The following is a 26,607-nucleotide window of genomic DNA, read 5'->3' as shown; positions in this document are numbered from 1 at the left end:
TGTGTCAAGGCATTCCGATGGGTCGCGGTGCACTGTCAATCCCTTCCTGCCGCTGGGTTCTCCAGCGTTGTGTGCGGCCCGCCGCGGACCTGGTCGAATAGGTCTGGCGCGGCTGGCTCATGCGCGCGGCCGCCCGGACGACGGCGTCGGGGGCGGGGATGGTGCGCGGGTGATAGGTCAAGAATATCGTCCCGACACCGATTGGCGGTAAATGGTCACGGCGACGCAACGCAGCCGAAACAGCCAGCGCGCATGCTGGAGCCATGAAGCGACCCCTGTCCCATGCGGCGACGGCCGAGGGCTTCACCTTTCGGACGTACGGTCGTATTCGTCGACTTCCTGACGGAAAGAAGCGAGTGCTTTGATCAGTCGAGGCGCTGGCGTGGACTTGGGGGATGGGTGGGACAGGGCTGAGCGTAAGCCAACGAGGGCCTGGGCCAGGGGTGGGCAGTGCGGACAGTGTCTGAGGTGCGCTTCGATATGCCGCTGAGTTTCGTCGGCGAGGGTCCCCTCAAGGTAAGGGGCTAGGGAGTCCCGGGCCTGCCGGCAGTCGGCGGTTTGTCGTTCGATCGTCCCGCTGGTCTTTGCCAGGATTTGGACCATGCGTAATCGCGCCCGCTGCAGGCGTTTATGTGCGGCTGCTTCAGAAAAGCCTCCTAGATCGGCGATCTCAGCTGCGCTCCAATCCAGACTGTCATGCAGAACGAGCATCATCCTGTCCTGTACGGGGAGTTGCGCCAGTCCGGCGCGGAGATGTTGTTCGTCCTCTGCCTGTTCAATCACGGCGAGCGGATCTGGGACCGTCATTGCCCGAAGATCCTCATTGGCTGGCACAGTCAGGGGTGCGTTCCGCCCCGCAAGGTCTTTACTACGGTTGATCAGGATGCGGTGCAGCCACGTGGCCAACGAGGCGTCGCCGCGGTACGTGCCCTGGGCACGCCACGCCCGTTCGAGAGTGTCCTGAACCAGGTCGTCGGCGTCGATGCCTTTCGGCGCAGTCCGTTGCGCCAATCGTCGAAGTCGCGGCATTTCGGCGCTAAGCGCGGTAAGAAATTCTTCGGATGACAGCATTGCCGCACGCTCCTACGTCCAGTTCCGCTCGGTGAACCGTCTAACAGAGTATCCGCGAAGGACAGAGGAAAGGAAAGACGATGGAATTCGTGAAGTTTATGCGCAGCAGCAGCGGTCGGATCCTGCGCATCACGGCTGGAGTGGTACTGGCCCTGGTGGGTGTTTTTGCCGTGGAGGGTGCCGGCGGGATAGCCCTGGTGCTGGTCGGTTTCGTAATGATCGCGGCTGGGGTGGTCAACTTTTGCCTGCTCGGACCGCTGTTCCACACCGATGTGTGGGGCAATCCAAAGCGGACATCTGAGCGCGCATAATGTCCGCGGCTTGCGCCAAGATAGCTGGCTGAATCAGCGAAGTGACGGGCCGGAGCAGGGTGCTGACGCCAACCACCCGAGCGGCGGCCCGGATCTGTGCCCCGTTGAGACCACCTGATTTGACTAGGTTCGGTCCTGCACCGATGAGCGCCAGTTCCAGATGCGCAATACTGACTCAATGAATCAGACCAACTCGGTAACCCTGCGCTTCCTCGCTGCTCCCACCGACCTAGGACACAGTGGTTCCGTCGACGCCGGGACGGTGCTGGAATGGGTGGATAAGGCAGCCTACGCTGCCGCCGTCGGGTGGGCGAAAAGTTACTGCGTCACCGCGTACGTCGGCAATATCCACTTCGCTGATCCGGTGAATGTGGGCGACATGGTGGAGGTCGAGGCAACCATTGTGTACACCGGGCGGTCGTCGCTGCACATCCAGACCGTGGTGTCCTCCGGTGACGTCAAAGGCGGCGACGCGTCAATGCGCAGCCAATGCCTGGTGATTTTCGTAGCGGTCGGACCGGATGGCAAGCCTGTTCCAGTACCACCGTTCGAACCGTCAACCCCCGAAGAGGTCAGCCGCCGGGACGCGGCGAAGGCCCGGATCGCTGTGCGCGAGGAAATTGTCGAGGCAATGCGCGGACAGGTCTACACCGACGAAGGGACCGCCGAAAAAGTTACCCTGCGGTTCCTCGCGGCGCCGACCGACGTGAACTGGGGTGGCAAAGTGCACGGCGGCACGGTGATGGATTGGATCGATGAGGCCGCCTACGTCTGTTCGGCCCGGTACTGCGGCCAGGACACCGTGGCGGTGTTCTCCGGTGGGGTGCGGTTCTATCGGCCGCTGCTGATCGGGGACGTGGTGGAGGTGGAAGCCCGCCTGGTCTATACGGGCAACAAGGGAATGCACATCGCCGTCCACGTCAGGTCCGGAAAACCGACCGACGAGGACATGAATCTGACCACCTACTGCCTCACCGTGATGGTGGCCAGGGATGCGAACGGCACAGCTGTCGCCGTCCCGGGGTGGATACCCCGGTCCGAAGAGGACCGCCGACTTGAGGCGCATGCGCGGGAGCTGCTGGAAATCCGGGGGCGCGCGCCGGGGAACCGGCTGCCCAACCACCTGACCCGTTAGGGGCAGGGCTTCCAGGTCTTCCCACCGGGGGCGTAACACCGGGGACCGGTATAACCCGGGAAGGGCTCCTGCGCCGGCGGTGGAGGCTGCACGACCGGAGGGGCGGGTTGCGGAGCTGGCGGAACGTAGGGCGCGGGAAGGTTTCGGACGCGCTCCCGTTCGGCTTCGGCGAGCCTTTCAGCTTCCAAAGCGGCAGCCTCGGCTGCCAGACGATCCGCTTCGGCCCGCTCGGCCGCCTCTTTTCGTTCCTGCTCAGCCACTGCTGCAGCTGCTGCCCGTTCTTTCTGCTCCGCCGCCACACGGGCTGCCTCCGCCTTCTTCGCTGCAGCGTCTGCCCTGGCCTGTGCTTCCTCAGACTTAAGCGTCTCGGCCTCCGCTTCAATTGAGGCAAGCCTCGATTCCCCGGAATCGATCGTTGCCGACAGCCCGGACAGGAGAGAAACTCCGGCGGCCGTCGAATGCGCGAGCCAGCGAACTGATTGTTCACCCGCTTTCAGAGCGCTATGCAGGGCCTTGGCTGCGACCAGGGCCGCAGCCAGGCTCCCGACCGTCGCCGCGGCTGCCGCGGCTGTTGCCCCGGCGGGCTGCTCCATGGCCTCGGTGACGGCCGCCGCAGCCTGCTCAATTTCGGCCGGGACAGTGCACTCCGCCGAAGGATCATAAAGACCCGTTTCGTTGGCGGTGGCCTCAGCCTGAGCGTCCCGAACGACGTCGAAATACTTGCTGTTCGGTTCGAAGAGGACTGCTATGCCCAGCCCCTGACGGGCAATCTCCGCATTGACCAATGTGCCGTCCTCTAAGGCGACGGCAGCTAGCACACGGTCGTATTGGTCGGTCCTTTCGACGTCGAAGTCCAGGCCCACCGTGGTGCCAGGTGGCAACATGCTCTCCAGGAAGGCCGTCGCTTCAGGGCCGAGACACTCTATCGCCTTATCTGGGTGCTTTGTCTCAGGGGTGTCTACGTTGAGGAGCCGGACCCTCTGGTCTTCACCTTCGAAGTTGATGACCAATGTGTCACCGTCGATGACCCGGACCACCTCGCCGGTTTGGGCGTCTGCGCTCGCGGTACCGCACCCCGCCACTCCTGCAACGACAGACACCGCCAGGATGACTGCTGTTGAATAACGACGACGCTTCCGAGCGAAAAATCCCGACGACGGGCTGGTTTCCTGCATTGATTCCCCAAATTACTAAGACCGTTACCACCTATGACCAACTGATCATACGGTCACCCGGCGACGAATTCGGCGGACAGGGAAGGACGCAGCTGCGGATTGGGCGCCCGATCTGTTGGTCCATCGCCAAGCTCTAACGCAGGAAACGAATCGGCCGATAGTCATACCCGACATCGACGCCACAGACAGGACCCAGTAATGCCGCACGACCAAGTACCGGGGTCAGTCCAACCCGCAGTGAAACCCATGCTTCCACCCCCGGATGCACCTCCAGGGGTGTCGAAGTCCGGGCCCAACCGATCGCCGGCACCGGACCGGAAACCGCTTGTCTTCGGTCTCACTGGATTGGTGATTGGCATGGCAATCGGCTCGGTCCTGTCCTACGGCGTTCTGTCGCTGCCTTCCAGCCCAAGCGCCGAACCCGCCGAGACCTTTGCTTCAAGCCCGATCGACGATGCGGTGTCAGCGTGCGGAGTCGATGGAACTGAAGGCGTGCAAGTCGGAGATGAGGGACGGAGTATCTCGATAAGTACCGAAGGCGCTGAGTCTTCGGGGGCACCCTATGCTGCGCTCGTTTGTGTCCTGGATGAACTTGAAGTTTCGGACAGCATCGTGTCTCGGATGGACAGCACCCGCGCACTCGACGGCAATCTATCTGGGGAGTGGGGCGACTTTTCGGCGTCCTGGGGGTACCACCCCGACAGCGGCATGAATGTCGTCATTGAAATAGCTGACCAACGCTAACTTGGGAGAATCACAGTCAATGTCCATCAGCGAAGCGAAGCGGACGAAGAGTCCTCTGAATCTATCTCGCCGCACCACACGGATTGCCGCGGGAGTATTGGGTGTAGGTCTCTTTGGGGGAGGGATCGCACTAGGCACGGTCCTGCCCGACCCAAAATCGAGTGACGATTACCTTTCTCTGGCGCTGCAGTCCGAAGAGTTGGAAGCTGAACGGGACTCGTTGCAGTCGCGGTATTCGGACATGAAGACCGGGTTCGAGAAGTTGTCTAGTGAAGTAGAGGGCAACGACGCAGAGTTGCAGGAAGCCTTGACGGCAGTTGAGCAGCGCGAGGCCGAAGTTGAGACCCTGCGGGGCGAGGTGGAAGTTGCAGCTGACGCGGTTAAGGCGCGGGAAGACGCTGTGTCCGGCGCGGAGGAAGAAAAGGCGGCAAACACGATTGCGGAAGGTACGTGGACGGTCGGCGTTGACGTGGAGCCGGGTGCCTATCGAACAACCGAGAACGTTGGCTCGAAGTGCTACTGGGGTATTTACACCTCGGGGACCAACGGCGATGACATTCAGGCAAATGATATTCCTGGAGGCGGGAGACCGACTGTAACCCTGTCGGAGGGGCAAGATTTCGAAACGGCGCGGTGTGGGTCGTGGGAACGGCAATAGCGGCGGTCACTCCTGGAATCCTCTTCGGGTGGTGAAGCGCGGCCTTTTGTCCTGATTCCTATGCCATCATCAGGTGATGGCGTTTCCTATCCCATTCCCGCAAGAGCTCCGCAGCGAATATCTCTTGCTCCGATGCCTGACAGAAGAAGACTGGCAGTTGGAATACGACTTGAGCCGGGTTTCAGATGTTCCCCAGTGGACCTACTATCCGCTGAATCTCGAGGAACAAGCTGCCCGCAGCCGGATAGTCCGAACCCAGGAACGTCACAGGAGTCAGCTTGCTGCCCGGTATGCGATAGTAATCGATGGCTCGGCGGTGGGGACGGTTGGGATGGGATGGTGCGATGGCGGCGAACCGGAAGTCTTCTATGCCCTGAAGCCCGTCGCCCGAGGCTGTGGGACAGCGACCGAATCTGTTCAACTCGTGGCAACTTGGCTTTTCGACAATGGCTTTCCAACGGTGGCTTTGGAAATTGTCTCAGGCAACACCGCAAGTGAAAGAGTCGCCGAGCGTGCGGGATTTCGGCAGACGGCCTCTTACCGGGGATCTCAGGGAGGAGTCTCAGTGCAGGTCAACCGATGGCTTCGGCACAAGGGGGCCACGTGCGGCCTTTAGCGACCGACCGTTTGCTGCTCCGAATGTGGGAGCCAACCGACGCTGAATTTGTTTACGACCTTTACTCCCGTTGGGAGGTCCAACGCTTTATCGGGTTGGTTCCACGGGTAATGGAGGGCCGATCCGAGGCTGACAGGCTGATCGAGAAATGCCGGGGCTTCCACCATCCTGTCCAGGGGTTTTGGGCGGTGGAGCGAGTAAAGGATTCCCAATTGGTTGGGACCATCCTGTTGAAGGGGATTCCTGCATCGGGTGAGGCGCCGCTCCAACTATCAGGTGACACGGAAATTGGGTGGCATTTCCATCCGGATTATTGGGGGAAGGGATACGCAACCGAAGCAGCGTCAGCTGTGCTGGCACATGGTTTCAGCGCAGGCCTGGACCGGGTGATCGCAGTAACCTCGGCTGCGAACACAGCATCTCAAAGCGTGTGTAGGCGTATCGGGATGAAGCATCAGGGGGCAACGAAAGACTATTACAACGCAATGTGTGAGTTGTACCTGGCAGAGGCTGCCAGCTGGCTAGCCTAGGGCCGAGTCCGCATATTCTGGCGGCCACACGACACCGAAACGCTCGAACACGATCTCTTCGCTTTCCGACCAGCGCCGACCCTGGGCTGCTGCTACCCGGGTCCAGTACCGGCGGTGTTCACGCCGCCAACTCTCCAGGCTTAGATCGTCCTCGCCTTCGTCGATGGCGAACGCGGCATCTGCACTGGCGAAATCACCGATGCGGAGTTCCAGGCTGCGAATGATGATGCGAGGAGTTCCATCTCCAGCGCAGGCAATCCAATGGGATCCGATGCGGGGCACCTGATCACCTCGAGAGATGAAATCACGAACCAGCTCCGCCGTCGCCCGCTTCCGTCCGCTGAGGACGAGGGCTAGCAGCTCATCCGCTAGTCGACGGGTGTCACCGAAGTGTTCGACAGTGTATTCGGGCGACGCTGCTACTGCCTCGGGATGAGCGGCGGAATAGTCCTGCCACATCCGAATGCCTGCATGCGTGTCGATGGGGTCAACAGATTGAGATTCCACCACCCCATGGTGTCAGAAGTCGCGCCGCAGGCCGACGAGTGTGAGGCGCCGCGTGGCTTAAGTATCCGGCCGGATGGCGGCTTGTCTGTAACACTGGGCCCATGACACAGGAACCAATGGGGTGGCAAGAAGTCCGAACTGCAGGATCGCTTATCCGGGTCAGCCTGTCTGAACCGGTCGCGGTTGTCCGCCGAAGTGGCGAACCAGACCTGATAGTCACCTGGCCCGACCTCCCGGTCTGACGGGTGTCAATCAGGAGCGTGCCGCAGCCAGCACTCCCAGCGTCGCCACCCCGGCCATGGCCAGTGCCATTGCCGGATACCCTCCGAGGAGCCCTGCAAGGAGAGGTCCAGCCGCAGGAGCCAGGGCACCGACGGCTGTCACCGGCGCCACAAATACGCCCTGCACCGCCCCGAAGTTCGACGTGCCCCACCGGTCCGCGACGGCTGTCGCTTGCAGCAGGGTGATACACCCGCGGACCGCGCCGGTCAGGACTGTAACCCCGATGAGGACGAACGCCGGACCGGGCAGCAACCCCAGCAACCAGAGGCAGGTAGCCCCCGCCGCCAACAGGAGCACAGCCCGCCGCACCGGGTTGGACCGGCCAGGCAGCACAGCAAAGAACAACCGGCCGATCACCTGGCCCACGCCGATCAGGCTGAAGGCGAGTACCGCGGTCCGGTAATCAAAACCCAGCTCCAGCAGTAGGGGAATCAGGTTGAAGGTCACCGCGAATAGGGCGAGGGTCGCCGCGGCAACCGCCACCTGCAGCATGATGAACCGGCGGCTGCGGGTTGTCGTACGGACGTTTTTCGTGACCGCCTGCCGTGATTGCGCCGGTGACGGAACCGTCCAGTGGGCATTCAGGAAAAACCAGTGGAGCGGGAGGGTGACCACCGCCAGGACACCCGCGAGCGCTAGATAGGCGGACCGCCAGCCGATGCTCTCGATCAGCAGTGCCGTAAGGGGGGCATAGATGGGGGACGCGAACCCGGCGACGAGTGTCAGGGTGGTCAAGGCTTTCACTCGGGCCGGTCCATACCAGCGGGTCAAAACCACGAACGCCGGCTGATAGAACACCGCAGCCTGGGCCAGACCTGCCACCAGCCAAGCGGCGACAAACACCGGCAGATTAGGGGCTGCCGCTACCAGCAGCAACGCCGCGACGCCGATCAGACTGCCGGTCACCATCAGGCGCCGCGGCCCCGTCTGGTCCAGCAACCGACCCACCCAGATCCCCACCACCGCTGAAACGATCAGACCGGCGGAGAAGGCGGCGGTGATCGCCGCAGCACTCCACCCGGTGTCCCGAGCGATGGGTACCACTGCCACGGGCAATGAATAGTACAACAGCCCCCAACTCGTGGTCTGAGCGATACACATTGCGGCAAGCCCACCCCGGGGGCGGTTTTCTGTCTCCTGCGTCACCGGGCTACCCGCCGCGCTCGTCGGCCACTGGTTCGATCAGGTCCGCCCAGAGAGAGGTGCCGCTGCCATCGGGTGCCTCCCGCAGCAGGAGCCTTCCGGTGGATTCAAGGTGGCGGCGCATCGCGGAACCTGCGGCCACGGGGTCGCCGTCGTCGATGGCGTCCAGAATGGGCCGGTGCTCCCGGTAGACATCCTCCAGGGAACGGGATTTCTTGATCGTGGAAGCGCCAACCAGCCGGGTGGCGTCGCGCAGGTTCTCGATAATCCGGGCGGCGTGGGCATTGCCGGCGAGATCCAGCAGCAACCCATGCAGCCGCTGATCATGCAGCATGAACGCGGATTCGTCGCCCGCGAGGACAGCCGCCTGCATTGCCGAGTGTTCGTCATGCAACGCGGAGCGGTCGGCGTCGGTGGCCCGGACCGCCGCCCGCTCCGCTGCGGGGACCTCCAGGGCAAGCCGGACGGCGATGATCTCGGTCAGCTCCCGCGCTCCCGGCAGCACCACGCGGAAACCACGGTTGCGTTCGAAGGCCACCATCCCGGTTTCCGCCAACCGGAGCAGCGCATCGCGGACCGGGCTGCGGGAGACGCCCAACTCATCCGCCAACCGGTAGACGGAATACAGCTCACCGGGGACGAAGCTGCCGTTCCGGATCCCCTCCCGCACGGCCTCAATGGTCCGCTCGGTCAGGGACGGCGGCCGGGCGGCGGGGACGTGGGCGTCGTCGACGGCGGGTGACATGACTCCAAGAGTAGTGCGAGTTGCAGGGGGTGGTCAGTTCACGGATTAGGCAGCGTCAGACCGGCTGTGCCAGCCCGCTCCTGACACACGTCGCCACGCGCGCCCGACACGGGCGGAGGCACGGGCCGGCGTCCGGCCGCGACCCACTCAGCAGGCGGGCGACGGCGTCGTCGTACCGCGATAGCGCGATCTCAGCGATCGCGGGGCTCGGGAGCAGGGGAGCGCTGACGACGTCGGCCCCGGCCTTCGCGAGCTGGTCATGGAAGAACCCGGGCGCGAGGAGGTAGGACGCCAGCGCAACCGGCGAAGAGGGGGTGCCTTCGCGGCAGGCCGCGACGGCGTCAGGCACGGAGGGCGAGGCTTTCGCGCCGAACCCGGGGCGCACCGGGCCGGTCCTGAGTTCCGCGAGGCTCGCCTGAACTTCGGCGACGTCCTCGGCAGCGCAGGCATCGGAGGAGCCTGCTGCGGACAGGACGACGTCGTCGCCCTCGGCCACACCGGCTTCCACCAATCGCTGCTGCAGCACCCGCGCCAGGCGTGGATCCGGGCCGAGCGGAAGCGCCGATACGGTCCCCGGTCGGCTCGCCGCCGCCCGGGCAATGTCCACCTTCACGTGATAGCCGACCGACAGCAGCAACGGCACGATCACGGCGGGACGGTTCGGTGGAAGCGCGGCGACTACGTCCACCAGATCGGGATCCTGCACGTCGACGTAGGCCTCAAGAACGTCAAGCTCAGGACGCAGTGCAGAGATCTCGGCCCGGACCGCGTTGATCTCGCGGCGCCCCTGGGCGTTGTCCGTGCCGTGCGCGCAGGCGATGAGGACCGGTGCGCCCACGTCCGTCAGATGCGAAGTCATGCCAGCCATTGAAGCACTGATTGAACTCTTACCGCCCGCTCAGGCGCGAAACCCGACCTCGATGAAGAGTTCCACCACCCCATCGACGCACCGCACCGGATACGTCCTGAGCCCCTGGCCGCCGGAGATCGAGGCACCGGTGGCCAGGTCGTACACCTCCTTGTGAAGAGGCGAGGCGACCGTCGGTGCGGCACCGCGAGACCCTATGATGCCGCGGGCCATCACGGCTGCGCCAGTTCGTGGATCGATATTTCCGACGGCGTGGAGCCGGTCACCAGGCAGCCGGAACAGGGCAACCTGGACCGTTCCGACCAGCGCCGCCTCCCCCCAGCATTCCTCAAGGTCGTCGAGACGGCAGACCTGTTCCCAGGCCAGCTCGACGGCGGCCTCCGAGATGGCGGGACGGTGCAGGATGAGCTCGGTCATGACGTTCTCCTCGATCGCGGATGGTGCACTGGGGACAACGCTAGGCTGCGGACATGTCGCCCACGTCCCGGGTTCGTTGCGCCCGCGTAACGACCACCTCACAGGTCAGCGGCCGCTCCGTGAGTCGATTGTTAACGTTGCGATACATTCACGACACATAAGCGACACTCCCCCCTCATACTGTGGAGCGAAAGACGGGACCGCCTGGTCCTGACGGGAGGCACCACATGAGCGAGACCCGATCATCCCGGCCCGCTGAGGATGCCACCACACCGCAGGAGCGGCGCGTTGTCGTCATCGGCGGTGGGCCAGCGGCGCACCGCTTCGTCGAAGCGCTCTGGCGACGTGGCACTGACGGCCTGCACCTCACTGTCCTGACGGAGGAGGCCCATGCTCCGTATGACCGGGTGGCGCTGAGCCGGCGACTGATCGACGACGTCGACCTCAGCCTCGGCGAGTCCATCATGTGGCGTGAACCCGCCATCGACCTCGTCACCGGCGAGCGCGCCATCCACCTGGACCTTGACGCCCAAAGCGTGATGAGTGCCTCCGGCACGCGCTACCCCTACGACGACGTTGTCCTCGCCACCGGATCGGAAGCCGTCCGGCTGCCTCTGCCGGGCGGCGAGCACGCAGCGGTGTACCGCACGGTCGATGACATGCACTGGCTCCGCTCGGAGACGGCACGGCTCGCCGCCGATCTCGGGAGGGCGCCGCGCGCCGTCGTCATTGGCGGCGGCCTTCTCGGCCTTGAAGCTGCGGGAGGCCTTCAGCAACTCGGCGCTGAGTCGACCGTCGTCAACAGGGCGGGGTGGCTGATGAACGCGCAACTCGATCAGGGCGGGGGCCAGGCGCTCGGTCGCCTCATCGCGGGAAAGGGGTTGGGGATCAACTGCGGTGGCGCGCCGACCGGCATCACCACCGACGACGGCCGCGTCACCGGCGTGACCCTGAGCGACGGCACCGCCCTCCCCGCCGATCTCGTGGTTTTCTCGGTCGGCATCCGGCCCCGTGATGAGCTTGCTCGGGAGGCCGGCCTCGACGTGGCACCCCGCGGCGGAATCGTCATCAGCGACGCCTGCAAGACGGCCCGGCCTGGAGTCTGGGCGATCGGTGAGGTGGCGAGCTACGAGGGGGTCAGCATGGGGCTGGTCGCGCCAGCGAACGCGATGGCCGAGGTCTGCGCGGACGGCATCCTGGGCGGGCTGTCCACCTTCCCCGGTTTCGACACCGCCACCAAGCTGAAGCTCTCCGGCGTCGAGGTCGCGAGTTTCGGGGACGCGCTCGCGGAGTCGGAAGGCAGCCTCGAAATTGTTTACGCCGACCCCGCCCGGGGTCTCTACCAGAAGCTCGTGGTCACCGACGATGCCCGGACCCTGCTCGGCGGCATCTTTGTAGGGGACGCGGCACCCTACTCGGCGCTTCGGCCGCTGCTTGGCCGCGAACTCCCCGCCGAGCCGGGCGCCTATCTTTCCTCGGCCGGCACGGGCGACGCCCCACCGTCGGAGCTGCCCGACGACGTCGTCCTCTGCTCCTGCAACAACATCACCGCAGGGACGTGCCGCTCAGCGGTGCACGGTCTGGACGCCAACGGTGAGGCGACCGACCCAGCGCTGGACATGCCCTCACTCAAAGCGTGTTCCCGTGCAGGAACCCAGTGCGGATCCTGCGTGCCAATGCTCAAAAAGCTGCTCGACGCCGAGCTCACCAAGGCGGGCCGTACCGTTTCGAAGGGCATCTGCGAACATTTCGCGATGTCGCGGCCCGAGCTGTTCGAAGCCATCCAGGCTCTTGATCTGGCGTCTTTCCAGGACATCATCCTCCGCTTTGGGGCGACCGACGAGGCGAAAACCGGGCACGGCTGCGACATCTGCAAACCGGCCATCGGTTCCATCCTCGCCACACAGCGCGGGGAGTACGTGCTCGACGGCGGCCGCGGCACCCTGCAGGATACCAACGACCGTGCACTCGCCAACATGCAGCGTAACGGCACCTACTCGGTGGTGCCGCGGATTCCCGGCGGAGAAATCACGCCGCAGAAGCTCGCCGTCATCGCGCAGGTCGCCGAGCAGTTCGGTCTGTACGTCAAGCTCACCGGCGCCCTGCGGATCGACCTGTTTGGGGCCCGGCTGGAGCAGCTACCGGAGATCTGGAAGATTCTCGTGGAGGCGGGGTTCGAGTCCGGGCAGGCCTACGGCAAGGCCCTGCGGAACGTGAAGTCCTGCGTCGGGTCCACCTGGTGCCGGTTCGGGGTGCAGGACTCGGTGGCCATGGCGATCAACCTCGAACTCCGGTACCGCGGGCTACGCGCGCCGCACAAGTTCAAGATGGGGGTCTCCGGGTGCGCCCGCGAGTGCGCCGAAGCCCGCGGCAAGGACGTGGGTGTCATTGCGACCGACCAGGGGTGGAACCTCTACGTCGGCGGCAACGGCGGCTTCCAGCCCGCCCACGCCCAATTGCTCGCCCAGGACCTTGACGACGCAACGTTGATCCAGTACATCGACCGTTACCTCATGTACTATATTCGCACCGCGGACCGCATGCAGCGGACTGCCCGCTGGATGGACGATCTCGACGGCGGTCTCGAGCACGTGCGCGACGTCGTCATCAACGATTCCCTCGGCATCGCCGCCGACCTCGAAACCGCGATGGCCCGCCATGTGGAGCACTACGAAGACGAGTGGGCGGCGACGCTTAACAACCCTGACCGGCTCCGGCGTTTCAGGTCCTTCGTCAACGCGCCGGACGCCGCAGACCAGTCGATCGTCCTCGTCGAGGAGCGCGGCCAGCGGCGCCCGGCCACCCCGGCAGAGATTGAGGCCGGCGCAGGACGCGTCAGCCTCGGGGCGGAGATCCCCGTCCGCGCCGCAGCAGAAACCGTGGAGGGCTGAGCCGTGCATCTCGATATTGATCTGTCTGGACGCCGCGTGGTGGTCATCGGAAGTGAGCGGGCCGCCCGCCGGGCCCTCGCGCGGTACCGGTCCGCGGGTGCCGTCGTCGAGCGGTATCCCAATCCTGGCGACTGCACAGCACCCGTGCTCGAGGGTGTTGCACTCGTCGTTGTCGTGGAGGGGGCGCCCGCAGCCGCGGCGCCCACCGCTGGCCCGAACCCGTGCGGCGATGCACTCCGGGTGCGGTGCCGCAGCGCTGGCGCGCTCCTCACCCGGGAGGCAGCACCGTCGGATACCGGCCATGTGACTTTGATCGGTGGTGGACCCGGCGCGTTGGGGCTGCTGACGCTCGACGCCGCGGCAGCTCCGGGAGGCCGACGTGGTGCTGTACGACCGGCTGGCTCCCGCCGAGGCCCTCGCCGAGTTTGCTCCGGCCGCGGAACTGCTCGACGTCGGGAAACTGCCAGGCCATCACCGGGTGCCGCAGACCGAGATCAACGACCTCCTCGTCAGTCGTGCCCGTGCGGGACGGCACGTGGTCCGGTTAAAGGGCGGCGACCCTTTCGTGTTTGGGCGCGGCAGCGAAGAGCTGGCGGCCTGCCTTGAGGCGCAGATCCTCTGCCGGGTGGTCCCCGGCGTGAGCTCGGCGATTTCGGTGCCCGCCGCCGCGGGCATCCCGGTCACACATCGCGGGGTCAGCCACCTGTTCACTGTGGTGTCCGGGCACGCTCCCTTGACTGATGAGGAACATGAGCATCTCGCGGGGCTGGGCGGCACGATTGTGGTCCTCATGGGGGTCTCGACGCTTCCGCAGCTGGTGGCCGGACTCGACCGGGCCGGAATGCGGCAGGACATGCCGGTAGCCGTCGTCGAACGCGGGTATAGCCCATCCCAGCGGACGACGGCGGGTACCCTCTCAACGATCGTCACGGCCGCTGGCGTCAGCCGGTGCCAGTCACCCGCAGTCCTTGTGATCGGTGAGGTGGTGCGTGTCGGACTCGAACTGCAGGGCGGCGCCGCGCACCTGGCGCACCTGACCGAATCCCTGGCATCGTGACCGGGGCGATCCGCATGGATGGAGCCAGCAAACAACTCGCGGGCTTCCGCATCGGGGTGACCTCCGACCGCCGCTCGGGTGACCTCATCGATGCCCTCGAACGACGCGGCGCTACGGTGTTCCATGCCCCGGCGCTGAAGATCGCTCCGATCGCTGAGGATTTGGCGTTACTGACGGACACCGCAGCCATGGTGGCCGCGCGCCCTGACCTGTTCATCATCACAACCGCCTACGGGATGCGCCGCTGGTTCGAGGCCGCGGACGCCGCCGGGCTGGGCGACGACCTCCTTGAGGTGCTGGGGGATGGCCGTATCTACGTCCGCGGGCCCAAAGCCAGGGGAGCGGTGCGCGCAGCGGGGCTGGATGACGAGGGCATCAGTTCCGATGAGACCACGGCGACCCTCGTCGACCAGTTGCTGGAGCAGGATCTCTCGGGACTGACCATTGGCGTTCAACTGCACGCGTATGCCGACGCCCATCAGCTGGACCGGCTGCAGGCCGCCGGCGCTACCCTGCTGACGGTCACGCCCTATCGCTGGGTTAAACCCGAGGGCTCCGAACGGTTGCCCCGCCTGATTGAGGCCATCTGCACCGGCCAGCTGGATTGTGTAACCTTCACCAGCGCGCCGGCCGTTGACGCCTTGTTCAGCACGGCCGCGGAGCAGGGCCTTCAGGCGGAACTGGTGCAGCGATTTCGCACCACCGTCCTGACTGCCGCCGTGGGACCGGTCACCGCGCAGCCGCTGATCGAGGCGGGAATTGAGCCGCTCGTGCCGGAACGCTTCCGGATGGGTGCACTGATCCGCCTGGTCTGCGACCACCTTTCGGAAAATTACGTGGAACAGCTGAGCACCTCGTCCGGGTGCGTCGAGGTGCGGGGCCGGGCCGTCCGGGTGGATGAGGTGGAGGTGGACCTCGCCCCGGCGCAACTCGTCCTCTTCAAGGCCCTCGTTTCCGCGCGAGGTGCTGTCCTCGGCCGTGACGCCCTGGTGGAACTCCTGGCCCGAACCGGCGCCAGCCACGCACTGGACATGAATGTGAACCGCCTGCGGAAATCCCTGCCCGATCCTGCCCTGATCGAAACAGTGGTCAAACGCGGGTACCGGTTACACATCTAGACCGCCACGGCGAAGTGCTGCTCGATCACGGCCTTGATGTCTTCGTGGCATCCGCCGCATCCCGTTCCCGCCCTGGTGCTGGCCGAGACATCGGGGACAGACGTGCAGCCGTTCACCACTGAATCCGCCACCGCGCCCCGGGTGACGCCCGCACAACGGCAGAGTGTCGCGTCGGGTCCGGAAGGAATCGCCGCCACAACTCCCTCGGCGCTGTCGAGCCGCAGCAGGCTGGAGCGGTCGGCCGGGAGCTCACTACCGCGTTCAAAAAGCAGGACCAGTTCCGCGCCGGTTCGTGGCATCCCCACGCAGACCAGACCCGTCAGGACACCGTCGCGGGTAACTATTTTCACGTAGCGTCCGTGCCCCGGGTCTGCCCAGACGGCCACGGCCAGCCCCGGCTGAACGGCCCAGGGATCCGCGTCCGTCTCGCCCGCCGTCACGGCGTCCACGCCGCGGGCCTTCAACACCAGGACGGCGTCGCGTCGCTCGGGAAGCCCGACAACGGAGGCTGGAACACCAGCGAATTCAGCAGCCCACGCCATGCCGAGGTAGTCCGCCTGCTGCCAGCCGGGACCGATCAACCCCTGTGGGGCGGTGTCCTCCGTGCAGGCGGGGCAGGAACTGTCCCGGCAGCGCACCTCGGCGCAATCCCCGATCGCCCAGATACCCTCCGCATTGACCGCGCGCAACGTGTGATCGACCAGCACGCCATCGGCGACGTCGAGGCCACACTCCTCGGCGAGTTCGGTCCGCGGCCGCACACCACACGCGAGGACCAGTCTGCCACCGTCGATCCTCGTCCCGTCCGCGAGGTCCAGGCCAGCGAATCGGCCGTCCGCGAGGTGTACCCCGGTCGAGGTGCCGGCGACGACGGCGATGCCTGCGTTACGCAGCGCCGCCGCGAGAACCAAAGCCCCTTCACCCAGAAGCCGTTCCATCGGGGAGCGGCCATGATGCACGAGGGTGACCCGGCCGCCCTCCTCGGCGGCGGCAATCGCCGCCTCGATGCCGAGGATACCGCCGCCCAGCACCACGATGCGTTCCCGGGAGGCCAGAGCGGTTGCCACGGCGCGGGCATCGTCGAGGTCGCGCAGGAAACCGACCCCTGCGGGTAACGCCTGTGATCCGCCGTCGTCCATGCCCTCGAGGCACGGCAGGATGGGCCGCGAACCGGTCGCGAAAACCAGCCGGTGATAGGTGATCACCTCTCCGTCGTCGAGCAGTACCTGCCGGGCGGGGCGGTCCACCTGAGCTACCCGGGTGTCGAGACGAACATCGACGCCCAGGGCCATCAACGCCGCCGGGTCGGCCAACCCGATGGCGGCCTCACGGCTACGGCCGACGGCCACATCGGCGACGAGCACCCGGTTGTAGGCGGCCTCCTTCTCCTGGCCGATGACCGTTACGGCGACCTTTCCAGCGGCGACGAGAGGCTCAAGATGTTCAACGAGCCGGGCCGCGACCGGGCCGAAACCCACGATGACAATCCGCTCCGGAGCGCCGGACTCAGGGTTACTCATGCGTTGACCTCCAGCTTGTCTGCCAATGACCGGGACGGGTGGGCGGACAGAGCCGCTACTCGTACCGGGGTTGTCTTGAACTCCGGCATGCCGGAGATGGGGTCGGTCGCGCTGCCCGTGAGTCGGTTCGCGCTGCCTGCCTCCGCGTAGTGGAACGCGAGGAACACTGTGTCCTGCCGGATGTCGGCCGTCAGATCGGCCAGAGCGTGGGCTTCGCCGTTCTCACTCGTGACGACCACACGATCATCCTGGGCAATACCGAGGCCATCAGCCGTGACGGGATGAAGTTGCAGCCGCGGCTCGGGCTGCGCCGACAGCAACTCGGACACCCGCCGCGTCTGGGTGCCGGACTGGTAGTGCTCAAGGAGACGGCCGGTCGCGAGGAGCAGCGGCGCGGGAACATTGGAGCCGATCGTTGCGGCCTGCGGAGCGACCCGGACCAGGGCGGCGCGGCCGCCCGGATGCGCGAATGCATCGAGGAAGAGCCGGGGCGTGCCGGTGCCCCCCATCGGGTAGGGCCAGTAGGCAGCTGTCCCGCCGTCGAGCAGATCGTAGTCAAGCCCTGAGTAGTCGGCCAAGCCACCGGCGCTGGCACGGGCGAGCTCGTTGAACATCGTCTCGGGGTCCTCACTGAACAGCGAAGGGGCCTCCAGGAGCCGCGCGAGTTCCTGCATGATCCAGAGCTCACTGCGGGCACTTTCCGGAGGTGCCACGGCCGCCCTGCGGCGGAGGACGCGGCCCTCAAGATTGGTGATAGTGCCCTCTTCCTCGGCCCACTGCAGGACCGGAAGGACGACGTCGGCCAGCGCGGCGGTCTCGGACAGGAAAAAGTCGGAAACGACGAGCAGGTCCAGTGAGCGCAGACCGTCGATGACCGTCGTCGCGTTCGGCGCCGAGACGGCAATGTTTGCCCCGTGCACGAAGAGGCACCTGACGCCGTCCGGGCGGCCCAGTGCAGCGAGGAGTTCGACGGCGGGAAGTCCCGGCCCGGGGATCGCATCCTCGGGCACTCCCCACACGTTGGCGATGTGGGCGCGGCCGGCCGGGTCGGTGATCTTCCGGTAGCCGGGCAACTGGTCGGCTTTCTGGCCGTGCTCGCGACCGCCCTGGCCGTTGCCCTGCCCGGTCAGCGTCCCGTAGCCGCTGTGGGAGGTGCCGGGCAGCCCGAGGAGTAGGGCGAGGTTGATGGCCGCCGTCGTGGTGTCCGTGCCATCAGCGTGTTGTTCGATGCCCCTGCCGGTGAGAATGTAGGCGCCCGGACCGCCGTCGGCTCCGCTGCGTGCGCCGCGCGCCAGCAGCCGTGCAGTCGCCCGGATGGACGCAGCAGGAACGCCCGTGAGGCTCTGAACGCGCTCGGGCCACCAGCGCGCGAGCCCGCGGGCGACGTCGTCGTACCCAATGGTCCGTTCCTCAAGGAACGCGCGGTCCTCCAGGCCCTCGGCGACCACCACGTGGGCGAGTCCGAGGAGGAGGGCGAGGTCAGTGCCGGGGGTGGGCTGCAGGTGGATGCCCTTGCCCTGGTCAGCGAGGCGGGCCGTCGCGGACCGTCGGGGGTCGACGACAACGAGCCCGCCCGCACCCCGGGCGCCGCGGAGGTGCTGCACAAAGGGCGGCATCGTGTCAGCTGCATTCGAACCGAGGAGGAGGATCACCGAGGCAGCGTCGAGGTCCTCGAGAGGGAAGGGGAGGCCGCGGTCGACGCCGAACGCCCGGTTCCCGGCTGCCGCAGCGGACGACATGCAGAACCGACCGTTGTAGTCGATGCGGGAGGTGCGCAGGGCGAGGCGGGCGAACTTGCCGAGCGTGTAGGCCTTCTCGTTGGTGAGGCCTCCGCCGCCGAACACCGCGACGGCGTCCCGTCCATGAGCAGCCTGGATGGTGCGGACGCGGTTGCTGATGAGCTGCAGGACGTCATCCCAGGGGGCCTCCCGCAGGACGCCGTCGCTGCCGCGGAGCAGCGGCGCGGTCAGGCGATCCGGGTGGCGGAGCAGGTCGGCTGCCGACCAGCCCTTCCGGCACAGGCCGCCCCTGTTGGTGGGAAAATCGCGGCCGGCGACCGTAGCCCCACCGCCGGCGGTGGACGCGCTGACAGTCATCGCGCATTGCAGTGCGCAGTAGGGGCAGTGCGTTTGCTGTCCGGGGCCGGTTTGCTCCATGGTGGTCAAACCTTGCCGAGGGTCGAGGAGCGGCGAAGGTAGAAGAACCAGGTGACGACGAGCATCAGCACATACCCGCCGACGAAACCGTAAAAGGCGAAGTCGTAACTGCCGGAGGCACCCTTCGATGCGTTGAGGACCTGCGGGATGAGGAAGCCTCCGTAGGCGCCGATCGCCGAGATGAGGCCGAGTGCTGCCGCGGATTTGCGCGCGGTGCTGACTGATTCGCGCAGGTCTGTCTGTCCTGCCACGGCTCCCCTCACCGCGAAAATTATGGGGATCATCCGGTAGGTGGCGCCATTGCCGGTTCCAGCAGCGGCGAAGAGGACGAGGAAGAGGCCGAGGAAGAGCCAGAAGTTGGCGAGCGGAAGAGTCCAGACAACCGTGAGGGCGACCGCGGCCATGACGGCGAAGGCTGCGACGGTGATCAATGCTCCGCCGAAACGATCGGCGAGGCGGCCGCCGAAGGGCCGGGCGAGGGATCCAACCAGCGGTCCGAGGAACGCCAGAGACAGGGTCACCGGTCCCATCGCGAGGGTGGAAAAGGCGGGGAACGAGTCGACGATCAGTTTCGGGAACACCCCAGCGAACCCGATGAAGGATCCGAAGGTGCCGATGTAGAGCAGGGACATGATCCAGAAGTGCGGTTCGCGAAGGGCCGCGAGGGAACCCGCAATGTCGCTTTTCGCGTTGGATAGGTTGTCCATGTACTTCCAGGCGCAGAAGGCCGCGATGAGAATTAGCGGCACCCAGAGCCAGCCGGCCAGCGGAAGGTTCAGGGTAGCGGCAGCGCCCAGCGCGACGGCGATCGGTACCACCAGCTGTGCGACGGCGGCACCCAGGTTTCCTCCGGCGGCGTTCAGGCCGAGCGCCCAGCCCTTTTCACGGGCAGGGTAGAAATAGGTGATGTTCGCCATCGAGCTGGCGAAGTTGCCACCACCAAACCCTGCCAGTGCTGCGACAGCGAGCAGCACGCCGAAGGGCGTGTCCGGGTTCGAGACGCAGACAGCCAACCCGATGGTGGGAATCAGGAGAAGCAGGGCGGAGATAACCGTCCAGTTCCTGCCGCCAAATCGCGGCACCATAAAGGTATAGGGGATCCGGAGGGTCGCCCCGACGAGAGACGGCATGGAGATCAACCAGAAGATCTGCGAGGTCGAGAGGGTGAAACCGGCTGCCGGTAGGTACACGACAACGATCGACCACAGTTGCCACACCACGAACCCGAGGAATTCGCACATGATGGACCACTGCAGGTTGCGCTTGGCAATGGACTTGCCCACAGTGTTCCACTGCGTGGTGTCCTCGGCGTCCCAGTTGTCGATCCACCGGCCGGGCCGGTGCAGGAGTGTTGGCGCGGTCGTGGCGGGTCGAGCACTCAGGTCCGCCGGTGCTGCTTCGTCAATGCTCACGGAGACCTCCAGGGTTGGTGTTCCTACTTCCCCTGACGATACGGAGCCCGCGTTTCCACTCATGGCGTGCCACGTAAACGCTCCGTGACGTTCACCTATCCGGACTGGAATGGCTTTGTGAGAACTTCTACGCCATGAATCATGGGACCCTGAATGATGAGTAACATGTTACTCATGGCAATGACGCTCACAGCACCCACCTCCCTGGTCGTTGAACTTCAGTCCAGGGGAGTCTCCGACGTGCGGATCGACGCAACGTCCCGGGCGACCTACTCGTCCGACGCGTCCCTGTACCGGGTGCAGCCGACGGCGGTGGTCTTTCCCCGGCACCTCGACGAGGTCCTCGCGACGCTCGAGGTCTGCCGGGAGCGCGGCATCCCCTTCACCTCCCGCGGCGCCGGCACATCCCTGGCTGGCAACTCCATTGGCACCGGAGTGGTCATCGACTTCAGCCGCCACCTCAATAGAGTCCTGGAGTTCGACGCCGAAACCCGCACCGCCGTCGTCGAACCCGGCGCCGTCCACGCCACACTACAGAAGGTGGCCCTAGCGAACGGGTTGCGCTTCGGCCCCGACCCGTCCACCCACACCCGCTGCACCGTCGGCGGGATGATCGGCAACAACGCCTGCGGGTCCCGCGCGCTCGCCTACGGACGCACCGCCGACAACGTGACCCACCTCGACGTGGTTACCGGGTCCGGCGCCAGGCTTTATCTCGGCGCGCAGGGCACGCCGTCGTCGTCGGAGACCGACGCGCTGCGCTCGCTGGTGGCCGCAGAACTGGGCACCATCAGAACTGAACTCGGCCGCTTCGGCCGGCAGGTCTCCGGGTACTCCCTCGAACACCTGCTCCCGGAACGTGGGTTCGATCTCCGCCGGGCGCTGGTCGGCAGCGAAGGGACGCTCGCCGTCGTGCTTGAAGCGGGAGTGCGGCTGGTCGCTGACGCACCGCACAAGACCATGGTGGTGCTCGGGTTCGAGACCATTGGCGACGCCGGCGACGCCGTCACCAGCGTCCTACCCTTCAAGCCCACCGCCTGCGAGGGCCTGGACTCGCGGATCGTCGACGTGGTTCGCACCCGAAAGGGCCCGCAGGCGGTGCCCGAACTGCCCGGCGGCGCGGCCTGGCTGTTCGTCGAAATCTCCGGGGACGACGCCGTCGACGTCGCCGACCGCGCGGGTCGCCTCAGCGCCATTGCGCAGGCTAAACATGCCCGCATCATCACCGACCCGCGGGAGGCGCTGGCGCTGTGGCGGATCCGCGAGGACGGCGGCGGACTCGCCGGCCGCTCACCGGCGGGCGCCCCCGCCCACGCCGGGTGGGAAGACGCAGCCGTCCCGCCTGAACGGCTGGGTGATTACCTCCGCGAATTCGACGAACTGCTGCTGACCCACCACCTCACCGGGTTCCCGTTCGGGCATTTCGGCGACGGCTGCGTCCACATCCGTCTCGACTTCCCGCTGGCACGCCATGGCACCACGGTGTTCCGGGAGTTCCTCACCGACGCGGCGAAGCTGGTGGCCCGCTACGGCGGCTCGCTCTCCGGGGAACACGGCGACGGCCGTGCCCGCAGCGAACTCCTGTCCTACATGTATTCGCCCGCCGCCATCGCGCTCTTCGGGAAGGTCAAGGGCATTCTCGACCCGGACAACATCCTCAACCCCGGGATCCTCGTCAACCCTGAGCCACTCGACGCGAACGTGCGGGTGGCGGAAGCGGGGCCGTTACGCTCGAGGCTCGGTTTTGGTTACCTGCACGACGACGGCGATTTCAGCCAGGCGGTGCACCGCTGCACCGGGGTGGGGCTGTGCCGGGCCTCGCACGCGGACAACAGCTCGGTGATGTGCCCGTCATATCTCGCGACGCGTGAGGAAAAGGATTCCACCCGCGGCCGGGCACGGGTGCTGCAGGAAATGATCAACGGGTCAGTCACGGGTGGCGCCAAGGGCGGGGCACCGAACTGGCGTGCGCCAGAGGTGCACGATGCCCTGGACCTCTGCCTCTCCTGCAAGGGCTGCGCCTCGGACTGTCCCACCGGTATCGACATGGCCGCCTACAAGGCCGAGGTGCTGCATCAGAGCTACCAGGGTCGGATCCGGCCGGCCTCGCACTACTCGTTGGGTTGGCTGCCCCGGTGGGCGAAACTGGCATCACTCGCCCCGCGCCTGGTAAACGCTCTGGTCCGGTTGCCCGGTGCCCGCCAGCTGGGGCTCCGGCTGGCGGGCGTCGACCAGCGGCGGTCCATCCCAGCGTTCGCACCGCAGACCTTTCACTCCTGGTTCAACGCGCGTCCCGCCGCTCCGTCTGGTGACCGGCCACCGGTGCTCCTCTGGGCGGATTCGTTCACCAACAACTTCTCCCCGGAAGTGGGACAGGCCGCGGTACGCGTCCTGGAAGCCGCCGGCTACCAGGTCAGGATCCCCGACGCACCGGTGTGCTGCGGCCTCACCTGGATTTCGACCGGCCAGCTCGACTCGGCCCGGAAGATCCTGCGGTCAAGTGTCACCGTGCTTGGAGCGTCGGTGGACCAGGGGATTCCGATCGTGGGTCTTGAACCGTCCTGCACTGGCGTACTTAGGTCCGACGCCGTCGAGCTGCTCGGGCAGGCGGCGGCCGGCCGGGTGGCCGCCGCCACCCACACCCTCGCAGAATTCCTCGCGAAGACCCCCGACTACACCCCACCGTCATTGGAAGGAACCACTGTTGTTGCGCAGCCGCACTGCCATCACCATGCGGTGATGGGCTGGAGCCCCGACGCAGCACTCCTTGAAGGTGCCGGTGCCACGGTTCAGAAACTCGGCGGGTGCTGCGGGCTGGCAGGCAACTTCGGTGTGGAGCGGGGGCATTACGAGATTTCGGTGGCCGTGGCGGAGCAGCAACTCCTGCCTGCCGTGCGGGCCTCAGCGGACGACGCCGTCGTGCTGGCTGACGGCTATTCCTGCCGGACCCAGCTGGAGGACCTCAGCGAGCGCCGCGGCATCCACCTGGCGCAGTTGCTGGACCCCGCGAGGACCGCTGACTAGCTAGTGGGCCGGGTGGACCCGCCGCCCACTAACCTTTTGCGCGGTGATGCCGAAGAACACGTTCCGTTGGCCGGGCGCCCAGGGCTCGTCGGCCCGGCTGCCCCAAAGGGTCTTCAGCAGCTCCGGATCGTTGATGCGTTCCAGAGTGCCGTTGACCAGAATGGTCCAGCCGCGGCGCGTGACGGTATCAATGTGGTCCAGCTGGAATGCCGCCCGCTCCAGCTGACTGGTGGCAATGACCCCCTCCTCGGCGGTACGAAAGTACACGGCGCGGTCATGAATGATGCAGTTCAACGGAAAAATGGTGACCAACCCGTCATGCAGGAACCCGATCCGCCCGGTTGTCTGCCCCGCCATCAACGCCCAGCATTCGTCGGCGTTCAGCTGCTCGGACGCACGCAAGAGGCCGGGGGTGTCCCAGAACTCGTCGTTAACGGTGGGCATGCTCATGAGGGCCTTCTTTCGCGAGGGCTGATCGGGTTCAGGAATTAGCGGCGGATCCCTTTGAGGAAGTAGAGGACCGGGCCGATGAAGTTGATCGCGATGATCGCAGTCCACATCAGCTTGGGCCCGTTCACCTGAGCTGCTGGCCGTTTGGCCAGGTCAGTCCACGCGGTGGCCGCGAGTGAAAGCTGGATGGAACCCATCACCAGGGTGACCGTCTGCTGCCGGGCGGTGAGGTCGCTCCACTTCCGGGACTTCTTACCTTTGTGCTTGGTATCCATCTGCCCACCGTAGTCTCAGGGACTACCAACGGATAAGGGTCTTTCGGCACTGGATCAGGTGCCATTCGGGGGCGCAGGCTTAAATTCATGAGCCAGCAGCCGGTCCTGAATCCTGCCCAATTATCGAACATCCACGCCTGGTGGCGTGCAGCCAACTATCTTTCGGTGGGGCAGATCTACCTGATGGACAACCCGCTCCTGAGGGAGCCACTGCAGCCCGAACACATCAAGCCCCGGTTGCTCGGCCACTGGGGGACCACCCCGGGGTTGAACTTCATTTACGCGCACCTGAACCGGGCCATCATGGCCCGGGATCTGGACATGATCTACATCATGGGGCCAGGCCACGGCGGTCCTGCGGCTGTCGGATCGGCCTGGCTTGAGGGGACGTACAGCGAAACGTACCCGGATATTTCCTGGGACGGGGCCGGGATGCGGCGCCTCTTCCACCAGTTCTCCTTCCCCGGTGGGATCCCCAGCCACGTGGCTCCGGAAACCCCTGGCTCAATCCACGAGGGCGGCGAGCTGGGTTACGCCCTGTCCCACGCCTACGGAGCCGCATTCGACAACCCGGACCTCACGGTCGCGGCGATCATCGGCGACGGCGAAGCGGAGACCGGCCCGCTCGCGGCCAGCTGGCACTCCAACAAGTTCGTCGATCCCCGACGGGATGGGGCGGTGCTGCCGATCCTGCACCTGAACGGCTACAAGATTGCCAACCCCACGATTCTGGCCAGAATCAGCCATGCAGAACTGGACGGATTGCTGCGCGGCTACGGCCACACCCCGTACTACGTGGAAGGCTCCGACCCGGAACAAATGCACCAGGACTTTGCCCGCGTGCTGGATACCTGCCTTGATGAGATCCGGGACATTCAGAGCCGGGCACGCACCGAGGGTGAAACCGAGCGCCCGCTGTGGCCCATGATCGTGCTGCGCTCGCCGAAGGGCTGGACCGGACCCGCCGACGTCGACGGCGTCAAGGTGGAAGGCACCTGGCGTGCACACCAGGTGCCCTTCAGCGGCGCCCGCGAAAACCCGGCGCACCGCGAGATCCTGGAGAAGTGGCTGCGCAGCTACCGGCCGGAGGAACTGTTCGACGACGACGGCGTGCCGGTTCCCGCCATCCGCGGCCTTCACCCAGAAGGCGCGCGACGGATGAGCGCCAATCCCCACGCCAACGGGGGGATTCTGCTCCGGGACCTGCAGATGCCAGACTTCCGTGATTACGCGGTTTCCATCGGATCGCCGGGAACCGGGGCCGTCGAATCGACGAGGGTGCTCGGAACTTTCCTCCGGGACGTCATGACCGGCAACATGGAGTCCTTCAGGGTCTTCGCCCCGGACGAAAACAACTCCAACCGGTTGGACAACGTGCTCGAAGCCACGGACAGGACCTGGAACGCCGACGTCGTCCCCGGGGATGACCATCTCGCGCCGGACGGCAGGGTGATGGAAATCCTGTCCGAACACACGTGCCAGGGCTGGCTGGAAGGGTATCTCCTCTCCGGCAGGCACGGCTTCTTCTCCTGCTATGAAGCATTCATCCACGTGGTCGATTCGATGTTCAACCAGCACGCCAAATGGCTGAGCACCACCAACGACATCCCGTGGCGCCGGCCCGTCGCCTCGTTGAATTACCTGCTGACGTCCCACGTCTGGCGTCAGGACCACAACGGTTTCTCGCACCAGGACCCCGGCTTCATTGACCATGCGGTCAACAAGAAAGCCGACGTGATCCGCGTGTACCTTCCACCGGACGCCAACACCCTGCTGTCCGTCGCCGACCACTGCCTGCGCAGCCGCCAGTACGTGAACATCATCGTGGCAGGCAAGCAGCCTCAACTGCAGTATCTGGACATGGAGTCAGCAATCCAGCACTGCATCAAGGGCGTCGGTATCTGGGAGTGGGCGAGCTCCGACGCAGGGCAGGAACCCGACGTCGTCATGGGTTGCGCCGGGGATGTGCCGACGATGGAGACCCTTGCCGCCGTCGAGATCCTGCAACACCACTTCCCTGACCTGCGGATCAGGGTGGTCAATGTGGTGGACCTGATGCGGCTCCAGGACCAGAGCAGCCATCCGCATGGGCTCTCCAGCGTGGAGTTCGATGCCGTATTCACCCAGGATAAACCTGTCATCTTCGCCTACCACGGCTACCCCTGGCTGATCCATCGACTGACCTACCGCCACACGAACCACAACAACTTCCACGTGCGCGGCTACAAAGAAGAGGGCACCACGACCACGCCATTCGATATGTGCGTGATGAACCAGATTGACCGGTTCAATCTGGCCATCGACGTCATCGACCGGGTGCCCCGGCTCCGGGACGTTTCCTCCCATGTCAGGGAAGAGCTGAAGGACAAATTGATCCAGCACCATCAGTACATCAGGACGGCTGGTGAGGATCTGCCGGAGGTCAGGAACTGGCAGTGGACGGCTGGTTCCTAGTCAGGGTGGACCATGCCCACCCTGGCTAGGGTGGGCCATCTCCCGTCG

22 protein-coding genes and 1 pseudogene are annotated in these 26,607 nt (G+C 65.6%); 10 read left to right on the top strand and 13 right to left on the bottom strand.

The genetic code is table 11. The features are described 5' to 3' along the window. Window positions 1-4: 4 nt before the first annotated feature. Together DDA93_RS16145 and DDA93_RS02060 are read right to left on the bottom strand one after the other, a co-directional pair. On the bottom strand, window positions 5-265 hold the full coding sequence (locus tag DDA93_RS16145; RefSeq protein ID WP_133185398.1) for a hypothetical protein: 261 nt from the start codon (window positions 263-265) through the stop codon (window positions 5-7). 38 nt (window positions 266-303) lie between these two features. Further along, entirely contained in the window at window positions 304-1,071 is a 768-nt protein-coding gene (locus DDA93_RS02060; RefSeq protein WP_116777959.1) for a sigma-70 family RNA polymerase sigma factor, read from the bottom strand. Between the two features lie 80 nt (window positions 1,072-1,151). On the opposite strand from DDA93_RS02060, the gene DDA93_RS02055 reads away from it, so the two are divergent. Together DDA93_RS02055 and DDA93_RS02050 are read left to right on the top strand one after the other, a co-directional pair. After that, on the top strand, window positions 1,152-1,382 hold the full coding sequence (locus tag DDA93_RS02055; RefSeq protein ID WP_019484130.1) for a DUF2892 domain-containing protein: 231 nt from the start codon (window positions 1,152-1,154) through the stop codon (window positions 1,380-1,382). A gap of 178 nt (window positions 1,383-1,560) precedes the next feature. Continuing rightward, a complete protein-coding gene (locus tag DDA93_RS02050) occupies window positions 1,561-2,517 on the top strand; it encodes an acyl-CoA thioesterase (RefSeq protein ID WP_116777958.1) in 957 nt (318 codons plus the stop codon). Here the strand turns inward: DDA93_RS02050 and DDA93_RS02045 are convergent. Then, window positions 2,514-3,692 carry a thermonuclease family protein gene (locus DDA93_RS02045; RefSeq protein ID WP_116777957.1) on the bottom strand — a complete coding sequence of 393 codons (1,179 nt, stop codon included), beginning with the start codon at window positions 3,690-3,692 and terminating at the stop codon, window positions 2,514-2,516. The genes DDA93_RS02050 and DDA93_RS02045 overlap by 4 nt on opposite strands. Before the next feature lie 357 nt (window positions 3,693-4,049). On the opposite strand from DDA93_RS02045, the gene DDA93_RS02040 reads away from it, so the two are divergent. The 3 genes from DDA93_RS02040 to DDA93_RS02025 all read left to right on the top strand — a co-directional run bounded on the left by DDA93_RS02040 (window position 4,050) and on the right by DDA93_RS02025 (window position 6,240). Beyond that, complete coding sequence (locus tag DDA93_RS02040) at window positions 4,050-4,436, top strand: hypothetical protein (RefSeq protein ID WP_202802726.1); 387 nt, start codon at window positions 4,050-4,052, stop codon at window positions 4,434-4,436. A 19-nt stretch (window positions 4,437-4,455) separates the two neighbouring features. Then, entirely contained in the window at window positions 4,456-5,094 is a 639-nt protein-coding gene (locus DDA93_RS02035) for a hypothetical protein (RefSeq protein WP_019484134.1), read from the top strand. A gap of 579 nt (window positions 5,095-5,673) precedes the next feature. After that, window positions 5,674-6,240, top strand: coding sequence for a GNAT family N-acetyltransferase (locus DDA93_RS02025; protein WP_019484135.1), 567 nt, complete (start codon window positions 5,674-5,676; stop codon window positions 6,238-6,240). Here the strand turns inward: DDA93_RS02025 and DDA93_RS02020 are convergent. The 5 genes from DDA93_RS02020 to nirD form a co-directional block, all read right to left on the bottom strand. Beyond that, window positions 6,232-6,699, bottom strand: a complete 468-nt coding sequence (locus DDA93_RS02020; protein WP_019484136.1) for an ASCH domain-containing protein — start codon at window positions 6,697-6,699, stop codon at window positions 6,232-6,234. The two genes, DDA93_RS02025 and DDA93_RS02020, sit on opposite strands and share 9 nt — an antisense overlap. 300 nt (window positions 6,700-6,999) lie before the next feature. Further along, the gene (locus tag DDA93_RS02015) at window positions 7,000-8,130 is read right to left on the bottom strand and encodes an MFS transporter (protein ID WP_019484137.1); all 1,131 of its coding nucleotides are present in this window, start codon (window positions 8,128-8,130) and stop codon (window positions 7,000-7,002) included. A 49-nt stretch (window positions 8,131-8,179) separates the two neighbouring features. Then, window positions 8,180-8,917, bottom strand: coding sequence for a GntR family transcriptional regulator (locus tag DDA93_RS02010; protein WP_019484138.1), 738 nt, complete (start codon window positions 8,915-8,917; stop codon window positions 8,180-8,182). A 55-nt stretch (window positions 8,918-8,972) separates the two neighbouring features. Further along, window positions 8,973-9,776: a CbiX/SirB N-terminal domain-containing protein gene (locus DDA93_RS02005; RefSeq protein WP_237715345.1), complete on the bottom strand. Its 804-nt coding sequence runs from the start codon at window positions 9,774-9,776 to the stop codon at window positions 8,973-8,975. Window positions 9,777-9,815: 39 nt separating this feature from the next. Beyond that, complete coding sequence (gene nirD / locus DDA93_RS02000) at window positions 9,816-10,202, bottom strand: nitrite reductase small subunit NirD (RefSeq protein ID WP_019484140.1); 387 nt, start codon at window positions 10,200-10,202, stop codon at window positions 9,816-9,818. A 227-nt stretch (window positions 10,203-10,429) separates the two neighbouring features. Between nirD and nirB the strand changes: the two genes are divergently transcribed. From nirB to DDA93_RS01985, 3 genes and pseudogenes are all read left to right on the top strand, one after another. Next, on the top strand, window positions 10,430-13,093 hold the full coding sequence (gene nirB, locus DDA93_RS01995) for a nitrite reductase large subunit NirB (RefSeq protein ID WP_116777956.1): 2,664 nt from the start codon (window positions 10,430-10,432) through the stop codon (window positions 13,091-13,093). Window positions 13,094-13,096: 3 nt separating this feature from the next. Continuing rightward, window positions 13,097-14,150: pseudogene (gene cobA, locus DDA93_RS01990) on the top strand (uroporphyrinogen-III C-methyltransferase). A gap of 14 nt (window positions 14,151-14,164) precedes the next feature. Next, window positions 14,165-15,268 carry a uroporphyrinogen-III synthase gene (locus tag DDA93_RS01985; protein WP_083850981.1) on the top strand — a complete coding sequence of 368 codons (1,104 nt, stop codon included), beginning with the start codon at window positions 14,165-14,167 and terminating at the stop codon, window positions 15,266-15,268. On the opposite strand, the gene DDA93_RS01980 is transcribed toward DDA93_RS01985, so the two are convergent. The 3 genes from DDA93_RS01980 to DDA93_RS01970 are packed head-to-tail and all read right to left on the bottom strand — an operon-like array spanning window position 15,265 to window position 20,356. Beyond that, complete coding sequence (locus DDA93_RS01980) at window positions 15,265-16,788, bottom strand: FAD-dependent oxidoreductase (protein WP_019484143.1); 1,524 nt, start codon at window positions 16,786-16,788, stop codon at window positions 15,265-15,267. The two genes, DDA93_RS01985 and DDA93_RS01980, sit on opposite strands and share 4 nt — an antisense overlap. Next, window positions 16,785-18,944, bottom strand: coding sequence for a molybdopterin oxidoreductase family protein (locus DDA93_RS01975; protein ID WP_116777955.1), 2,160 nt, complete (start codon window positions 18,942-18,944; stop codon window positions 16,785-16,787). Before DDA93_RS01975 ends, DDA93_RS01980 begins: the two co-directional genes overlap by 4 nt. Before the next feature lie 5 nt (window positions 18,945-18,949). Further along, window positions 18,950-20,356 (bottom strand): MFS transporter, encoded by a 1,407-nt coding sequence (locus DDA93_RS01970; protein ID WP_019484144.1) that lies wholly within the window; start codon window positions 20,354-20,356, stop codon window positions 18,950-18,952. A gap of 174 nt (window positions 20,357-20,530) precedes the next feature. On the opposite strand from DDA93_RS01970, the gene DDA93_RS01965 reads away from it, so the two are divergent. Then, entirely contained in the window at window positions 20,531-23,380 is a 2,850-nt protein-coding gene (locus DDA93_RS01965; RefSeq protein WP_116778053.1) for an FAD-binding and (Fe-S)-binding domain-containing protein, read from the top strand. On the opposite strand, the gene DDA93_RS01960 is transcribed toward DDA93_RS01965, so the two are convergent. Together DDA93_RS01960 and DDA93_RS01955 are read right to left on the bottom strand one after the other, a co-directional pair. Further along, window positions 23,381-23,830 (bottom strand): pyridoxamine 5'-phosphate oxidase family protein, encoded by a 450-nt coding sequence (locus DDA93_RS01960; RefSeq protein WP_024475891.1) that lies wholly within the window; start codon window positions 23,828-23,830, stop codon window positions 23,381-23,383. A gap of 38 nt (window positions 23,831-23,868) precedes the next feature. Next, window positions 23,869-24,105 carry a PLDc N-terminal domain-containing protein gene (locus tag DDA93_RS01955; protein WP_019484147.1) on the bottom strand — a complete coding sequence of 79 codons (237 nt, stop codon included), beginning with the start codon at window positions 24,103-24,105 and terminating at the stop codon, window positions 23,869-23,871. 87 nt (window positions 24,106-24,192) lie between these two features. On the opposite strand from DDA93_RS01955, the gene DDA93_RS01950 reads away from it, so the two are divergent. Continuing rightward, window positions 24,193-26,559 (top strand): phosphoketolase family protein, encoded by a 2,367-nt coding sequence (locus tag DDA93_RS01950; RefSeq protein WP_035747026.1) that lies wholly within the window; start codon window positions 24,193-24,195, stop codon window positions 26,557-26,559. Window positions 26,560-26,607: the final 48 nt, after the last annotated feature.

Source organism: Arthrobacter sp. Bz4 (assembly GCF_003075455.1).
Lineage (GTDB): Bacteria > Actinomycetota > Actinomycetes > Actinomycetales > Micrococcaceae > Arthrobacter_D.
This window is presented reverse-complemented; position numbering and strand designations above follow the sequence as displayed.

Excerpts from the sequence above, each read along its gene's own strand:
- DDA93_RS16145 (WP_133185398.1), bottom strand. The coding sequence starts at position 265 with ATGGCTCCAGCATGCGCGCTGGCTGTTTCGGCTGCGTTGCGTCGCCGT.
- DDA93_RS02060 (WP_116777959.1), bottom strand. The coding sequence starts at position 1,071 with ATGCTGTCATCCGAAGAATTTCTTACCGCGCTTAGCGCCGAAATGCCG.
- DDA93_RS02055 (WP_019484130.1), top strand. The coding sequence starts at position 1,152 with ATGGAATTCGTGAAGTTTATGCGCAGCAGCAGCGGTCGGATCCTGCGC.
- DDA93_RS02050 (WP_116777958.1), top strand. The coding sequence starts at position 1,561 with ATGAATCAGACCAACTCGGTAACCCTGCGCTTCCTCGCTGCTCCCACC.
- DDA93_RS02045 (WP_116777957.1), bottom strand. The coding sequence starts at position 3,692 with ATGCAGGAAACCAGCCCGTCGTCGGGATTTTTCGCTCGGAAGCGTCGT.
- DDA93_RS02040 (WP_202802726.1), top strand. The coding sequence starts at position 4,050 with ATGGCAATCGGCTCGGTCCTGTCCTACGGCGTTCTGTCGCTGCCTTCC.
- DDA93_RS02035 (WP_019484134.1), top strand. The coding sequence starts at position 4,456 with ATGTCCATCAGCGAAGCGAAGCGGACGAAGAGTCCTCTGAATCTATCT.
- DDA93_RS02025 (WP_019484135.1), top strand. The coding sequence starts at position 5,674 with ATGGCTTCGGCACAAGGGGGCCACGTGCGGCCTTTAGCGACCGACCGT.
- DDA93_RS02020 (WP_019484136.1), bottom strand. The coding sequence starts at position 6,699 with ATGTGGCAGGACTATTCCGCCGCTCATCCCGAGGCAGTAGCAGCGTCG.
- DDA93_RS02015 (WP_019484137.1), bottom strand. The coding sequence starts at position 8,130 with ATGTGTATCGCTCAGACCACGAGTTGGGGGCTGTTGTACTATTCATTG.
- DDA93_RS02010 (WP_019484138.1), bottom strand. The coding sequence starts at position 8,917 with ATGTCACCCGCCGTCGACGACGCCCACGTCCCCGCCGCCCGGCCGCCG.
- DDA93_RS02005 (WP_237715345.1), bottom strand. The coding sequence starts at position 9,776 with ATGACTTCGCATCTGACGGACGTGGGCGCACCGGTCCTCATCGCCTGC.
- nirD (WP_019484140.1), bottom strand. The coding sequence starts at position 10,202 with ATGACCGAGCTCATCCTGCACCGTCCCGCCATCTCGGAGGCCGCCGTC.
- nirB (WP_116777956.1), top strand. The coding sequence starts at position 10,430 with ATGAGCGAGACCCGATCATCCCGGCCCGCTGAGGATGCCACCACACCG.
- DDA93_RS01985 (WP_083850981.1), top strand. The coding sequence starts at position 14,165 with ATGGATGGAGCCAGCAAACAACTCGCGGGCTTCCGCATCGGGGTGACC.
- DDA93_RS01980 (WP_019484143.1), bottom strand. The coding sequence starts at position 16,788 with ATGAGTAACCCTGAGTCCGGCGCTCCGGAGCGGATTGTCATCGTGGGT.
- DDA93_RS01975 (WP_116777955.1), bottom strand. The coding sequence starts at position 18,944 with ATGGAGCAAACCGGCCCCGGACAGCAAACGCACTGCCCCTACTGCGCA.
- DDA93_RS01965 (WP_116778053.1), top strand. The coding sequence starts at position 20,531 with ATGGCAATGACGCTCACAGCACCCACCTCCCTGGTCGTTGAACTTCAG.
- DDA93_RS01960 (WP_024475891.1), bottom strand. The coding sequence starts at position 23,830 with ATGAGCATGCCCACCGTTAACGACGAGTTCTGGGACACCCCCGGCCTC.
- DDA93_RS01955 (WP_019484147.1), bottom strand. The coding sequence starts at position 24,105 with ATGGATACCAAGCACAAAGGTAAGAAGTCCCGGAAGTGGAGCGACCTC.
- DDA93_RS01950 (WP_035747026.1), top strand. The coding sequence starts at position 24,193 with ATGAGCCAGCAGCCGGTCCTGAATCCTGCCCAATTATCGAACATCCAC.